Raw genomic sequence first — 14,343 nt, forward strand, 5'->3', positions numbered from 1 at the left:
TTACGAGGCGGAGGGGTATCTTACGGACGGTTATACCCCTCCGTCAGCGTCGCTTCGCTCGCTGCCCATCGCTTGCGAAAGCTATACTTTCGCTACGCTACACCCCATGATATGGGGAGAAGAAGTCGCGTTAAATCTTAAATTGTTGCCGCGGTTTAACGCCCCCCTGAAACGAAATTCGGCGAAGCCAAATCAGAGGAGGCGCTTGGACGACCGGACTTTGCCCGTCGGACCTGGAGCTTAGCCAACTACACCGCGCGGCAGTGCTGGGCGATATAGGCCTCATGTGTCGGCAGACCCTCAGCCGCCCGCCCGATGATGGTGCGCAGATTGGCCAGATAGTCCTGACGCGCGGCTTCGGGCACGGCGGCGACGAAGGGATGTGCGGCGGCGGGGCGGACATTTTGCCCCACCATGACCTGAAGCCAGGCAGGAAGCTGAAACAGGTCGTTGGGGTTGGGCTGAATCATCCCCGACGCGCGGAACAGCGCCATCTTGTGCGCCAGCACGTCAGGTATGGCCATGTGGCGCACCTGATCCCAGAAGGCCTCGCCGTGGCGCTCATTGGCGTGGTAGTGCAGGACGATAAAGTCGCGGATCAGCTCGAACTCCAGCGCGCTCTGACGGTTGTATTCGGCCACCACAGCCGGGTCGAAACCGGCGTGCGGGAAGAGGGTGATCAGGCGCGCTATGCCCGACTGAATGAGGTGGATGGAGGTCGATTCCAGCGGTTCGATAAAGCCGGACGACAGGCCCAGCGCGATGACATTGCCGTTCCACTGAAGACGCCGCCGCCCGGTTTCGAAGCGAATCAGGCGCGGATCGGCCAGCGCCTGACCGTCCAGCCGCGACAACAGGCGGGTCGCGGCCTCGTCCTCCGAGATATGGTCGCTACAGAAGACGTAGCCATTGCCGGTGCGGTGCTGAAGCGGGATGCGCCACTGCCAGCCGGCTTCGCGGGCGATGGAGCGCGTATAGGGGGTGAGCGGCGAGACGCTTTCGCACGGCACGGCCCAGGCGCGGTCGCACGGCAGCAAGTGTTTCCAGCTTTCGAAGCCGGTCTTCAGCGCCCCTTCGATCAAAAGGCCGCGAAAGCCGGAGCAGTCGATAAACAGATCGCCCTCGACCGACTGACCGTCCTCAAGGCTGAGGCGCGTCACATGGCCGGTTTCGGCGTGCAGCGCGATGTCGCGGATGCGCCCTTCGATGCGGCGCGCCCCCTTCGCTTCGGCCAGACGGCGCAGATAAAGGGCATAGAGCGAGGCATCGAAATGATAGGCATAGGGTATGCCGGGCAGGGGCGTATTGGGGATCTGGTTCAGCGGCGCGAAGCGGTTGGCATAGGCGGCGCGCTCATTCAGCGAATAGGCCCACAGGTCGTCGTCCTGTCCGTCGAGATTCGCCTGAAGCCAGTAGTGATGAAACGGCACCGAGCCCAGATCACGGCCCAGCGTGCCGAAGGCGTGCATATAGCTGTGGCCTTCGTGCCGCCAGCCTTCAAAGGCAATGCCGAGCTTTATCGTGCCCTTCGTCTCGCGCAGGAAGTCGTTTTCGTCGAGACGCAGCAGGGCGTTGAAGTGCGCGATCATCGGGATGGTCGCTTCGCCGACGCCGACTGAGCCGATCTCTTCGGACTCGATCAGGGTGAGGCTGAGTTGTTCTCCCATGATCTGCGACAGGGCAGCAGCGGTCATCCAACCGGCCGTGCCGCCCCCGGCGATAACGATGCGCTTGACTGTATCGACCATGCCTGTTCCCGGAAAATGGCGGCGAAAGCGGAAGGGTGAAAACAAAACACCCGCCGAAGCGGGTGTCCAGAGTGAGATGATTTCAGGGGGAAACGACACTCTGTTTTAAGCACCTCCCCTGATTTCAGGGGAGGGTGGCGCGCAGCGCCGGGTGGGGTTAAAGCTGCGGTATTAACCCCACCGTCTTTTGTCGCTTCGCTCCAAAATCCACCTCCCCTGAAATCAGGGGAGGTGCTTGAATGAGAACACCCTTTAAATCAACGCGCTCTAAGTACCCGGTCGAAGCGTTTCCGCTCCGACCGGGGATGTTCTGAGCGATCAGAACTTGTAGTTGATACCGATGATATAGCTCGAACCATAGTCTTCGTACTTACGCACTTCGGCGGGGGTCGAGTAGTAGGTCATGAACGGTTCGTTGGTCAGGTTGTTACCTTGCAGCAGGATGCTGAGGTCCTTCAACGGCCCGCTCTGGAAGGTGTAGGAGAGCTGCGCATCAAGGATCGACTCGCCCTTCACCATGACCAGTTCGGCATTGTTCTGATAGTCGGGCACTTCACCCAGGAAGTCATCGCGCTTGCGCTGCGAGACGCGGGCTGAGAAGCCGTACTTTTCATAATAGACGGTGGTGTTTTCCACCTTCTCCGACAGGCCGGGGATGGGGATGGCCGTCGTGCCGTTCGGCTTGATCTCCGACTCGTTCTTGGTGAAGCTGTAGATCACCCCGAACCCGTCCAGCCACGGCGTGATCAGCTCACCCGGAATGGAGGCCGAGAATTCGAGGCCGCGGATATAGCCGCCATCGCCGTTCAGCTTGGTCGAATAGATGCCCACGCGATTGGTCTGGGCCGGGTGCGCCGGCAGGCCGGCCCCAAGCTGGTTCGGATTGACCGCAAACTTCGTCGTGTCGCTGAAGTCATAGGTGGTGCGCGCGTCGAAGACGTAGGAGGTCAGGTCCTTCTTGAACAGGGCCAGCGCCACATAGCCCTTGCGACCGAAGTACTTTTCGATCGACAGGTCGTAAGAGGTCGCCCGCCACGGCTCCAGCGCCGGGTTGCCGCCATTGGCCGTCCAGTAGTAGTTGGTGGTGCCGCCCGTGCCCGTAACCGTGGCGCACGGATTGCGGCAGGTGTCGTAGCTGAAGCCCGCCGACATGTCTTCCATCTTCGGACGCGACAGCGTCTTGGCCGCGGCGAAGCGCAGTTGCGTATTCTCGAAGATTTCCCAGCTCAGGTTCAGGCTGGGCAGGACGTCGTTATAGTCGGTGCCGCCCGTGATGACCTGACCGTTGTCCGGCGAGACCGTGCCGCCGGTATAGATGGAGGTCGCCGTCTGTTCGGCGTGTTGCTGCTGAACGCCGATATTGCCCAGAAGCGGCTTGCCCAGCAGCTCGGTATTGATGTCGGCCATAAAGTACAGGGTGGTGACGGTTTCGTCCACGGCCCAGGTGTTCTTGATGGCATTGGCCGCAACGTTGCGGCGGAAGGTGTAAACACCGCCATTATACATGCCGAGCGCATCGTAGGAGATCATGCCCTTGATGCCGATAAAATCGAGCGCGGTGGTGCCGCGACGATACTGTTCCGGCACGGCCATCGACATCGGGACCGGCGTGGCGGCCTTCGACAGGGTGAGCGTGCCTTCGTTGCCGACCTTCGACTTGGAGCGCTCCGTGCGGTTGATACCGAACGAGATTTTCGAGAACAGCGGGTTGTTGTCGAAGGTGCGCGTGGCGGCCAGACGGATGATGTCCAGTTCGTCCACAATCGTCGGGTTCTTCAGGTAACCGGCCTGCGTGCCGCCGCCCCAGCCGCGCGGGTCGGTCAGGAAGATGGTGCTGTAATTGGTGTAGTCGAGCGCCGAAGTGATGGTCGCCCCTTGCTGACCCGACTGCTTGATGGTCACGGTGTCGAGCGCGCCCGAACCGTCAAGGCCCGTACCGGCGGTGGTTTCCAGAATCAGGTCCGTGCGATCGACCTTGGCGTGCGACAGGTCGGCTTCGAGCAGCCAGTTGTCGCTGAGGCGATAGCGGGTGTTCCAGCCGATATTGTCGAGCGTGGCTTCACGCTGCGTGACGTAGTTACCCAGTACCGTCTTGATGCCGGAGAAGGTGGCGCTGTTCACCAGGCCGTTGGAGGCGGTGTAGGAGACGAGGCGCGTCTGACCGTCCCAGCCCGTCGGCACGGCGGCCCCGGCGCAGCCCGTCGGACAGGCGGAGGAGCCAGAGTTGTTGGCCGGGTTGAACAGCGGGAATTCGATGCGCGAGCGCAGTTGCGTCTCGTTGAACTCCGAATGGTAGGCATCGACGGTCATGTGCAGACGGTCGTTCGGCTTCCATTCCAGCACGGCCATCAGGCCGTCGCGGTCGAGGTTGGACGAGGCGACTTCGGGCTTGGCGCCGTCGATGATGGTGTTGTTGGTGCCGTAGAAGTTACGCGTATAGCCCCAGGCTTCCCACTTTTGCAGTTGCGACGGCGAAGAGGTCGAGGCGTAGCCGATGGCCACACCCAGAGTCTTGTTGAAGAACTGGTCGATATAGGTGACGGCATAGCGGTTGCCGGTATTGCTCGACCCGCCGATAAAGGCGTCGTTGGAGTTTTGTTCGCGGCGATAGTTGAGCGCCACGACCTGCTTGCCGAACGATAGCGGGCGCACGGTGCGCAGATCAGCCGTACCGGCAATGCCTTGCGTCGGCATGGAGGCGTTCGGCGTCTTGTACACCAGAACCTGAGAGATCAGTTCCGACGGATACTGGTCGAATTCCACGCCACGGCCGTCATTGGTCGAAACCTGTTCGCGGCCATTGAGCGTGGTGACGGTGAAGTCCGGCCCCAGACCGCGCACACTCAGCGACTGAGCGCGACCATTGGTGCGCTGTGCCGCGATGCCGGGCAGGCGGGCGATGGATTCGGCGATCGACTGATCCGGCAGCTTGCCGATGTCTTCAGCCGATACGGCTTCGACGATGGAGGTGGAGTTACGCTTGGCGGAAATGGCGTCCTGGATACCGCGACGGATACCTGTGACGACCACCTCGGTGACGCCATCGTCAGCCTTTTGCGCGGCGGTGTCCTGCGCCATGACGGGCGCCGACAGGGCCAGCGAGGTGACGAGCGCGATGCCCGCTCCGCTGCAGAGCAAGGTGGCGCGGCGGAAAGTGCCGTGTCCGGTTTTCATGATGTAGAGCCTTCCTGACTGTCTCTTATGGATCGCAAACTCTTCTGGTTCGCGTGGCAACACTCTGGTCCCTGTAGCTTCTCAATAACCGGCCTCTGTCGGGCCGTGTCGGGGGTCTATGACACGGAGTTAATGTTTTTGCAACCGAGTGAAAATGTTGCGCCGGATTTCCTGTACGCTTTGAGGCTGTTTGTGGCTCTGATGTAACGTTTTGCGCGCAATTGTACGAGAATATACCAGATTCACCCGCTTTTTCTCGCATTTGCGAGGGGATTTCGTCGAAGGTGTTGTGCATATCGAAGGTATTGTTTTTGCAATTTAATGCAAAAAATTACAAAATTATGCAAATTTTACGATAGCGCTAACATGTGACCTTGCGTCAATCTTAGGGTTTTACCCGCCGCAGGACTCGCGCACGACCAGCTCGGTCGAAAGACGCTCGGACAGCATTTCGCCTTCGTTGAGTGCGCCGAGAAGCTTTGACACCATCAGCCGACCGGCGCGCGCCAGTTCCTGTGAGATGGTGGTCAGCATGGGGTGGGCATAGGCGGCGAGCTGGATATTATCATAGCCGACGACCGAAACGTCCTGCGGCACGTTGCGCCCGGCGCGCGTCAGCCCTTTGATAGCCCCCAGCGCAATGATGTCGGAGGCGGCAAAGATGCCGTCAAAGGCGATCCCCTTATGCAGCAAATGCGTGACGGCGGCCTGCGCCGATTCCATCTCGAAGTGACAGGGCACGATCAGTTGCGGGTCGAAGTCGAGCCCGGCGGCGTTCAGCGCATTGAGATAGCCCTGATAGCGCTGCTTCATTTCCGGGGCTTCGCCGACATCCCCCAGATAGGCGATGCGCCGCCGCCCCAGCCGCGCCAGGTGCGCCGTGGCGCGCGCCCCGCCGTGCAGATTGTCCGAGCCGACGCTGCAATAGGTCTGACCGGCGATTTCCGCCCCCCAGACGATGAAGTTGCGGTGCGACTTCATCAGGTGGTTGAAGCGTTCGTGCAGATAGGACTGCCCCAGAAAGATCACCCCGTCGGCGCGGATATTGTGCATCAGCGACGTCAGGTCGTGCTGGTTTTTCGGCGTCAGGTGCGACAGCAACAGATCACACCCCATGTCGCGCGCCGCTTCGCCCACATCGGAGATCATTTCCAGATAGAAGGGGTCAGAGAAACGTCCTTCGCGCCCGTGTGGCGGCGGGATAACGATGGCGATGGTGGCATTGGCGCCTGACATCGGCACCGGCGCTTCGGCGTCGCCGAAATAGTTGTGTTCGCGCGCAATCGACCAGATGCGCCGCTTGGTGACGCGGTTAACCGACGGCGAATCGGACAGGGCGCGCGACACGGTGGCCACCGACACGCCGGCGATGCGGGCAATATCCTGAAGGCGGGGGCGGGGCGACACGGCGGCGAGTCCTCTGGGCAGATCTTATAATTTGTATATTTTCTACTTAGCTACCGACATTGCAAATGGAAAGCATATTCAACCTTTGAGGACTCGCGAATGTCTCATCTGCACTGGGCTGTGGTGACGAATTAAGGTTTGCGATCTTCCTCCTCCCCATATCATGGGGAGGTGCCGAGTTTACGAGGCGGAGGGGTATCTCTACGCTGGGTTATACCCCTCCGTCAGCGTCGCTTCGCTCGCTGCCACCTCCCCATAGAATGGGGAGGAGAAAAGAACCGCATTAAATCTTTAATCATCACCGCAGCCTAGGGGCATGAGACATTCGCGAAGAGAATACCAAAGTCATTTTGAATGACGCTTGGTATCAGGGTGTGGGGATAAGGGTTTCCAAGGGCGTCGTGTAGGCCCAGCGCACGCGATCGTAATAGGGCCCGTTTTCGGCCTGTATGGTATTGACGCCTGGATTGAGCGGCACGCTTTTGAAGATCACCACGCCATTGACGGCATTTTGCGTCGCCAGCTTGGCACCATTGACCGTCAGGGTGATCTGCGGCTGATTGGTGTAGATTTTCACATCGGCGCGCGGCTCATGACGCTGATTGAAACGGCGTGAGGTGATATAGACCACCGGAGCCTTCGACCACTGCGCCTTGTAGAACCAGAAGGCGTCTTTGCGCGTCTTGCGGTCATAGGTGACGAGGCCCTTGTCGTTGATGCCCGACTGCTCGCCTTCGTTGCGCCCGTCCGAAGCCGCGTCGAACATCTGCCACACAAAGCGGCCCCAGATGAAGGGGCGGGCCTTCAGCATGGCCCAGTTGGTTTCGTGATAGAGAGACTGATACTGCTCCGGGTGCCAGCCGGAGGCCGGCACGACCGCGCCCGGTGTGTCGTCCTGATGCGCGACGCTGCCGCCCGCGCCGTATTCGGTGACGGCGAAGGGCTTCGTCGGGAAGCGTTTGTGATAGGCGTCGGCCCATTCGCTCAGCGTGCCCTTCTGTTCCGGATACCAGCCGAAATAGCGGTTGAAGCCGAGCTGATCGGTGACGAGGGCGCGGGCATCGTCGTCGGCGACGCAGCAATGGGCGTAGATGGTTGCCCGCGTCGGGTCTTCGGTTTTTGCTAGTGTATTCAGTTCACGGAACAGGCCGGCTATAGCCGCGGTTTCGCCGTGCAGTTCGTTGCCCAATCCCCAGGCGATCACCGAGGGGTGGTTGATGTTCTGCCGGATCAGTTCGCGCAGTTGCTGCGCTGCATTGGCGCGGATCGCTTCGGTCACCACAGGCAGGTGGCCAACAAGCGGAATCTCGGTGAGGACCAGAAGCCCGCGCCGGTCGGCCTCCTCATAGGCCGTTTCGGCATGCGGATAGTGGACCAGCCGCACGGCGGTCGCCCCCATCTCCTCGATCAGGTTGAAGTCTTCGACAATATCGGCCGGTGTGATCGCGCCGCCCTTGCCCGCGCGGCTGGCGTGCAGGTTGACGCCATTGACCTCATAGGGCTGGCCATTGAGCAGAAGCCCCTTCTGCGCATCAAATCGCACCGTGCGGATGCCAAAACTGACCGAGTTGCGGTCCAGTGTCGAGCGGTCGTCGCTGATTTCGGTCACCGCCGAATAGAGGTACGGGTCCTTGCGCCCGTTCCACAGGCGCGGGGCCCGCAGTTCGCCTTTCAGGTCAGCCGTGGCCGTGCCGTTGGCAGCGACATTGACGGCTTTGGAGACGCTTAAGACGGGCGTGCCCGAAGCGTCGAAAATGCGCGTCTGCACGATCAGGCGCGCCGGCTGAGCGCGGTTATTGCGCAGGCCGACGCGGATATTCAGTTCGGCGCTTTGGGTGGATGCGGTCGGTGTGGTGACGGCCACGGCGGGCGAGCCGTGATCCAGCCAGTCGAACCCGGCTTCGCGCGCTTCGATCAGCGACACACCGCGATAGAGCCCGCCTGAGAGCGTAAAATCCCCGCCCGGCGGCGCGATGTGCGGCCAGACGGCGTTGGACAGGCGCACGGCGACCACATTGCGTCCAGTGGTGACATAGCGCGAAATATCAAACCGGAAGGTGGCGTAACCGCCTTCGTGCCGCCCGACAAAGGTGCCATTGACGAACACATCGCTGACCAGCGCCGCGCCGTCGAATTGCAGATAAAGTCGTTTACTGTCGGGCAGGGCTTTCAGTTCGATGGCTTTGCGATACCACATCGTGCCGCGGTAATAGTCGCTTTTGCCCGCCGTCGGGCCGTCTTCGCCATCGCCGGCATTGGCCGTGTGGGGCAGGGTGGCGACGCGCCACGCGCTGTCGTCAAAGGCGGGGGCTTCGGCGCCTTTGGCATCGGCCCTCAGAAAGCGCCAGCCCGTATCGAGCGAGGCCGTGGCGTGAATCTGCGCAGCAGCGGGAAGCGCGATGCCGATACAGGCCAGCAGGGCAAAGATCAGGGCGCGGGGGAGGCTCATCCTTGGCGTATCCTTTTTTTGATGCCAGGCGTCATTGAAAATGACGACGGGTATGCGTTTCGCGAATGTCTCGTGCCCGTGATGCACAAGAGACATTCGCGAGTTTTCAACGGCCGGATGCGTTCAGCACCTTCGGCCGTTGCATTAATCACCGTAGCGGCTTTCCAGCGGTCGATTATGCAGGCAATATGGCTGCAAATAAGACCGTGCGGGTTTATCCGTCCGGATCATCTTTGGGGAGTGTGTCGCATGATTCGTTCTGTTGTGGTCGCGGCCTGTTTGAGCCTGGCCGCCTTGCCGGTGACGGCGCTGGCCTGTGGGCCGGACGCCCTGGGTACGTCGCGGACACTGGTTTTAAAACGCGAAGGCGCCGCCTACGGCACGGCGCAGCACGGGGCCTTGCCCTTGCAGCCGGGTGAGGTGGTGCTGACCTTTGATGACGGGCCGCGCGCCGAATCGACGCCCCCGGTGCTCAAGGCGCTGGCCGATCAGTGTGTGAAGGCGACCTTCTTCATGGTCGGCGACAACATGGCCAAACACCCCGATCTGGCGCGTCAGGTGGCGGCGGGTGGTCATTCGACGGCCATGCACAGCCTGACGCACCTCAACATGACGCAACTGAGCCCCGACGCGCAACAGAGCGATCTGAAAACGACGCAGGACATTTACGCCGCGACCTTTGGCCACGCGGCTTCGGCCTATCGCTTCCCGTTTCTGGCCGAAAGCCCGACGCTGATGGAGGCGCTGAAGGCCCAGAAAATAACGGTGATGTCGGTCGATCTGGGGATTGACGACTGGCTGCCGGATCAGACGCCCGACATGCTCACCGCGCGCCTGCTGGAACGCCTTAAGGCCAAGGGCGGTGGTATTATCCTGATGCACGACGGTCAGGACAGCACGGCGGCCGCCCTGCCGCAGATGCTGAAAGCGCTGAAAGCCAATGGCTATAAGGTGGTACACGTCGAGTGGGAAAAATAATCGCGCGCCGGGCTTGTCAATAATGTTATAAAGTAACATATGGGTTGGGTTAGAGCATTCGTTGGCTCAGGTGAGCCTACGAATGGCTCTAAGCTTTTTTGTGGTCGCGCAATTTTTCCGAAAAGTGGTGTCCACTTTATCGGATTGCGCTCCATCTTTCGCCTCGCCCCTTGCAAAGAGTTACGGTATAACATATGTCTGAAGCCCGACCTTGCTCCCAAGCTGCGAAGCCCCCGCGCCCCATGACCCCCGTGCCCGACCCCAAGTCAAATTCGTGGATGGATGCCACCGCCATCGGCCTGTCGGGCCTGTGTCTGGCGCATTGTCTGCTGCTGCCGTTTGCCGTGGCGGCTCTGCCGGTGCTGGGGCAGGTGGCGGGCGACCATCTGGTGCATCAGGTGCTGATCCTGCTGGCCGCGCCGCTGAGCGTCTGGGCATTGCATCGCACGGGCGGCTGGAAAAAGCCGCTGGTGGCCGCTCTGGCGGTGTTTGGTCTGGGGCTTCTGGCGGCGGCGGCCTTTGTGCCGGTGGTGGCCGCGCATGAAACCCTGATCAGCATTATTGGCGCGATGTTTGTCGCCGGGGCGCACTATCTCAATTCGCGCCTGCATCGCCGGGGGCATAAGCACGCCTGAGTTGCGGCTTGCCTAGATTGATAGATCATGCCAGAACTATTGCTATGGCTACGGATATCGAACTTCCGCCTTACCGCATCAGAGCCAACGAATATGCGGCCTTCAATTTGCACTTTCTAGTGCGTCATTACCGTAGCTGGAAGTCGTGGCTGGTTTTCGTGCCAGCGCCGCTATTTGTTGCGGTGATGATTTTTCTCACATCCGACAATCTGGCTGTTGAGGTGCGGTTAGGCGTAACGCTTGCAGCCTTTGTTCTCGCGTTCATAGTTAGTGCCATTCTTATGCAGGGATGTGCATTGGCACGATGTCTCTTGCGTTTCGGCAAGCAACCGATCGGCCAGGCAGAAATCAGGGTTTCGCTTACGGACGAACATTTCATATCCGCTCTGCCGCAACAAGAAGGGCGATATAAATGGGCTGGACTTCACGATGTTGTGCGCAGCGGCAAGCTGAGCCTTGTCTATGTCCACCCACATATGGCGGTCATAATTCCAGACCGCATCTTTTCCGATGAAGTGGCCGTGCATACCTTCTTCGATGAAGCCTACGATAGATGGACGCGGGCAAAGGCTACAGCCGGATCGTAATCGGCTTGACTGCCTCGGTTAAGGCTTTAAGAGGGGCGGCGGTTACATTTTGTACGGATTGTCCCGATGCTGCGTCACATCGTCATGTTCAGTTGCAAGGATAGCGCCGATCGCGACCGCATCCGTCAGGGCCTGTCCCTGCTGACGCAGATCCCGCACGCCCAGAAGCTGGAGGTCGCCTTTAATGAAAAGGTCGATCAGCTCGGCAACGATATCGAAGTTGTGGTCTATGGCGAATTTGCCGATGTGACGGCCTTGCGCGCCTATAAAGAGCATCCGCTGTATCAGCAGTCGATTGATATTGTGCGCCCCTTGCGTGAGCTGCGCGTGGCGGCGGATTACACGGTCGAAGCGGCGGCCACCACGGCGCTGTAAAAAACCGCATACAGATTTTCGCACATCGTTCTATGTTCCTCCCAAAACATAAGGGAGGATGATTATGCGCGCCGGTTTTATTGCCAATAGTCTGGCCTGTGTCGTTGCGGTGCTGAGCCTGTCGCCCGCGCTGGCGCAGACCGTTACCCCCAATGCGGGCGTCGTTATGCCCCTGTGGGACAAGGGCGCGCCGGGCTTTGAATCCTTACGCGATGTGCCCGAAAAATCCGGCGACTGGTGGGTGCGGGGTGTCAATAATCCGTCCCTGACCGTGTTTCGCCCGGAGCCCGCCCGCAACAGCGGTACGGCCATCATCGTCCTGCCGGGCGGTGGGCACGAAAACCTCGTCTTCAATTCCGAAGGGTTGAAACCATCGCGCTTCCTTCAGGCGCAGGGCGTGACGGCCTTTGCGCTGAAATACCGGCTGGGGCGCGAAAGCGACAATCCGAAAGCCGATTATGACATCGCCACCCACGGCGCGGCGGACCTGAGACGGGCCGTGCGCTGGGTGCGCGCCCACGCCGCCGAATATGGCATCACGCGCGTTGGCGTGATGGCCTTTTCCGCCGGGGGTGAACTGGTCCACATGACGGCCTTTGCGGGCTTTGACGGCGAAGCGACGGCGGCCGATCCGGTGGACCGGTTGAGCGCGCGCCCGGACTTTATCATCGAGGTCTATCCGGGGCCTTTGGGCGTGCCGGAGCGCTTTGAGACGGCACCGCCCCCGGCCTTCTTCCTGACGGCGCACGACGATCACGGCCCGGTGGCGGTGCTGGAGCGCCTGTCGCGGCTCTATGCGGCGTGGCCGGAGGTGCCGGTCGAAACGCACATACTGGCCGCCGGCGGTCATGCCTTCAATATGGGCGAGCGGTCGAACCTGCGTGCGGTCAAAGACTGGCCCGCGCGGTTGTCAGACTGGCTGATCGACAGGGGTTATGTCTCCGTGCCATAATTGGGCCGCGCGCCGGTGGTATCGGCACATCTCATTAAGCGGGGAGTTTCATGAGCCTTGTGCGTCACGCGACCGCGATAGGAATGTGCCTGAGTGTCTTGTGGGTTGGGCTGGCTGTCGCCCAAACGGTCCCTCAATCGCCTGCACCTGTGACCGAAGCGAAGCCGCTTAGCGCCGCCGAAGCCAGCGAATGCCGCGCCATCGCTGAGGTGCTGCGCGACCGTCAGTACGCGGTGATGGACAGCCTGATCGTGCGTATCGAACGCTCGCCCAACCTTTCGACCGAGGGGCTGGAGGCCGCCAAAAAGTCGCTCAGCGAAGCCGATGCCGCCATCAAGATCGCCGAAGGTCACACCGAGCGCTTTGTCTTTGCGGCGGTTGCCACACCCGCCGTCAAGACAGAGTTAGGCAAGGTGGACAGCGACACCCTGATGCCGCGCCTGAATGACTGCCTCAAGCGGATGCCGGTCAAAAACTAACATTCCACCACATTGACGGCCAGGCCGCCCTGCGAGGTTTCCTTGTACTTCGACGACATGTCGAGGCCGGTCTGGCGCATGGTTTCGATCACCTGATCCAGCGTCACCTTGTGCGGGCCTTCGTCGCGCAAGGACAGGCGCGCGGCATTGGCGGCCTTCACCGCGCCGATGGCGTTGCGCTCGATGCACGGGATCTGCACCAGCCCGCCGACCGGATCGCAGGTCAGGCCCAGATTGTGCTCCATACCGATTTCGGCGGCGTGCTCGATCTGCGGCGCGCTGCCGCCCCAGACGGCGCTGAGGCCCGCCGCCCCCATCGAACAGGCGACGCCGACCTCACCCTGACAGCCCATCTCAGCCCCGGACAGCGAGGCGCGTTGTTTATAGATCATGCCGATCCCGGCGGCGGTCAGAAGGAAGCGCCCGATCTTGCCGTCCGAGCGCGTATCGGCCTCGCTCCAGCCGTCAAAAGCGCAGTAGTAGCGGATCAGGGCCGGGATAATGCCCGCTGCGCCATTGGTCGGGGCGGTGACGACGCGCCCGCCCGCAGCATTTTCCTCATTAATGGCCATGGCAAAGACGTTCAGCCAGTCGAACAGGCGCTCGGACTCCTGATTGTGCGACTCGGTTTTCAGCGTCTCAAACAGGCGCGGGGCGCGGCGTTGCACGCTGAGCCCGCCGGGCAGGATGCCGCTGGTTTTCAGACCGCGGTTGATGCCTGAATCCATCACCTCCCAGATGCGTCTCAAGCCGACGTCGGTTTCGGCGCGCGGGCGGCGGGCGTCTTCATTGGCCAGCACAACATCATAGATGTTGAGATTATGTTGCGCACATATGTGCAGCAATTCGGCCCCTGAGGTGAAGGGTAAGGTGGCCTTCTGACCGACGCTGATGCGGTCGTTTTGCGCCGGAGCCGACAACTGTGCCGCCGAGGCGATAAAGCCGCCGCCGGTCGAATAGAGGGTGCGTTCGAACAGCTCTGCGCCCGCCGCATCGTAAAGGCGCACGCTCATGCCATTGGGGTGCAGGCGCGGCGTGATATCACCACGGAAGTCGATATCGCGGCGGTAATCAAAGCCAATGGTCGGGCCGCCAAACAGCGGAATCTCGCTGGCGGTTTTCAATGCCTCATAGGTGGCATCGGCCCAGTCGGGATCGACCTGATCGGGCTCGGCGCCCAACAACCCCAGCACCGCCGCCTTGTCCGAGCCGTGGCCGATGCCGGTCAGGGCCAAAGACCCCTGAAGCTCAACGCGCACCCGCGCCGCCTGATCCAGCAACCCCGCCGCTTTCGCTTCGATCAGGGCGCGGCGCGTAATGCGCATCGGCCCCACCGTGTGCGAGGAGGAGGGGCCAATGCCGATCTTGAACATGTCGAGGACGGAAAGCATGGGGAAACTCGATGCAGATGTAACTTCGTTGCGGCTTAACACGGTTTGGTCTGCCACAACATCCTGATTGTGCGATGGCCAAACCCCGCTATAGAAGAGGGAAGGGAGGCCGCGCATGACCCAGTTGTATGAGATCGGACAGGGACCGGAAGCCTTGGGGCCGCAAAA

The 14,343-nt window shown here is 61.0% G+C and carries 11 protein-coding genes; 6 read left to right on the top strand and 5 right to left on the bottom strand.

The window, feature by feature from the left end:
• Positions 1 to 248: 248 nt before the first annotated feature.
• The 4 genes from Q0072_RS01625 to Q0072_RS01640 form a co-directional block, all read right to left on the bottom strand.
• Positions 249 to 1,748 (bottom strand): tryptophan halogenase family protein, encoded by a 1,500-nt coding sequence (locus Q0072_RS01625; RefSeq protein WP_298324808.1) that lies wholly within the window; start codon positions 1,746 to 1,748, stop codon positions 249 to 251.
• Positions 1,749 to 2,066: 318 nt separating this feature from the next.
• The gene (locus Q0072_RS01630) at positions 2,067 to 4,922 is read right to left on the bottom strand and encodes a TonB-dependent receptor (protein WP_298324811.1); all 2,856 of its coding nucleotides are present in this window, start codon (positions 4,920 to 4,922) and stop codon (positions 2,067 to 2,069) included.
• 393 nt (positions 4,923 to 5,315) lie between these two features.
• Positions 5,316 to 6,329 carry a LacI family DNA-binding transcriptional regulator gene (locus Q0072_RS01635; protein ID WP_298324813.1) on the bottom strand — a complete coding sequence of 338 codons (1,014 nt, stop codon included), beginning with the start codon at positions 6,327 to 6,329 and terminating at the stop codon, positions 5,316 to 5,318.
• A gap of 367 nt (positions 6,330 to 6,696) precedes the next feature.
• Positions 6,697 to 8,778, bottom strand: a complete 2,082-nt coding sequence (locus Q0072_RS01640) for a glycoside hydrolase family 2 TIM barrel-domain containing protein (RefSeq protein WP_298324815.1) — start codon at positions 8,776 to 8,778, stop codon at positions 6,697 to 6,699.
• 249 nt (positions 8,779 to 9,027) lie between these two features.
• Here Q0072_RS01640 and Q0072_RS01645 point away from each other — a divergent pair, with 249 nt between their 5' ends.
• The 6 genes from Q0072_RS01645 to Q0072_RS01670 all read left to right on the top strand — a co-directional run bounded on the left by Q0072_RS01645 (position 9,028) and on the right by Q0072_RS01670 (position 12,784).
• The gene (locus Q0072_RS01645; protein WP_298324817.1) at positions 9,028 to 9,756 is read left to right on the top strand and encodes a polysaccharide deacetylase family protein; all 729 of its coding nucleotides are present in this window, start codon (positions 9,028 to 9,030) and stop codon (positions 9,754 to 9,756) included.
• A gap of 242 nt (positions 9,757 to 9,998) precedes the next feature.
• Positions 9,999 to 10,391: a MerC domain-containing protein gene (locus Q0072_RS01650; protein ID WP_298324819.1), complete on the top strand. Its 393-nt coding sequence runs from the start codon at positions 9,999 to 10,001 to the stop codon at positions 10,389 to 10,391.
• A 44-nt stretch (positions 10,392 to 10,435) separates the two neighbouring features.
• Complete coding sequence (locus Q0072_RS01655; RefSeq protein ID WP_298324820.1) at positions 10,436 to 10,978, top strand: YcxB family protein; 543 nt, start codon at positions 10,436 to 10,438, stop codon at positions 10,976 to 10,978.
• 66 nt (positions 10,979 to 11,044) lie between these two features.
• Positions 11,045 to 11,353: a Dabb family protein gene (locus Q0072_RS01660; RefSeq protein ID WP_298324822.1), complete on the top strand. Its 309-nt coding sequence runs from the start codon at positions 11,045 to 11,047 to the stop codon at positions 11,351 to 11,353.
• A 64-nt stretch (positions 11,354 to 11,417) separates the two neighbouring features.
• The gene (locus tag Q0072_RS01665) at positions 11,418 to 12,305 is read left to right on the top strand and encodes an alpha/beta hydrolase (RefSeq protein WP_298324824.1); all 888 of its coding nucleotides are present in this window, start codon (positions 11,418 to 11,420) and stop codon (positions 12,303 to 12,305) included.
• A 50-nt stretch (positions 12,306 to 12,355) separates the two neighbouring features.
• Entirely contained in the window at positions 12,356 to 12,784 is a 429-nt protein-coding gene (locus Q0072_RS01670) for a hypothetical protein (protein ID WP_298324826.1), read from the top strand.
• Here the strand turns inward: Q0072_RS01670 and Q0072_RS01675 are convergent.
• The gene (locus Q0072_RS01675; protein WP_298324827.1) at positions 12,781 to 14,175 is read right to left on the bottom strand and encodes an L-serine ammonia-lyase; all 1,395 of its coding nucleotides are present in this window, start codon (positions 14,173 to 14,175) and stop codon (positions 12,781 to 12,783) included. The genes Q0072_RS01670 and Q0072_RS01675 overlap by 4 nt on opposite strands.
• Between the last annotated feature and the right edge of the window lie 168 nt (positions 14,176 to 14,343).

Origin of the sequence: Asticcacaulis sp. (assembly GCF_027484505.1) — a bacterium.
Classification (GTDB): Bacteria; Pseudomonadota; Alphaproteobacteria; order Caulobacterales; family Caulobacteraceae; genus Asticcacaulis.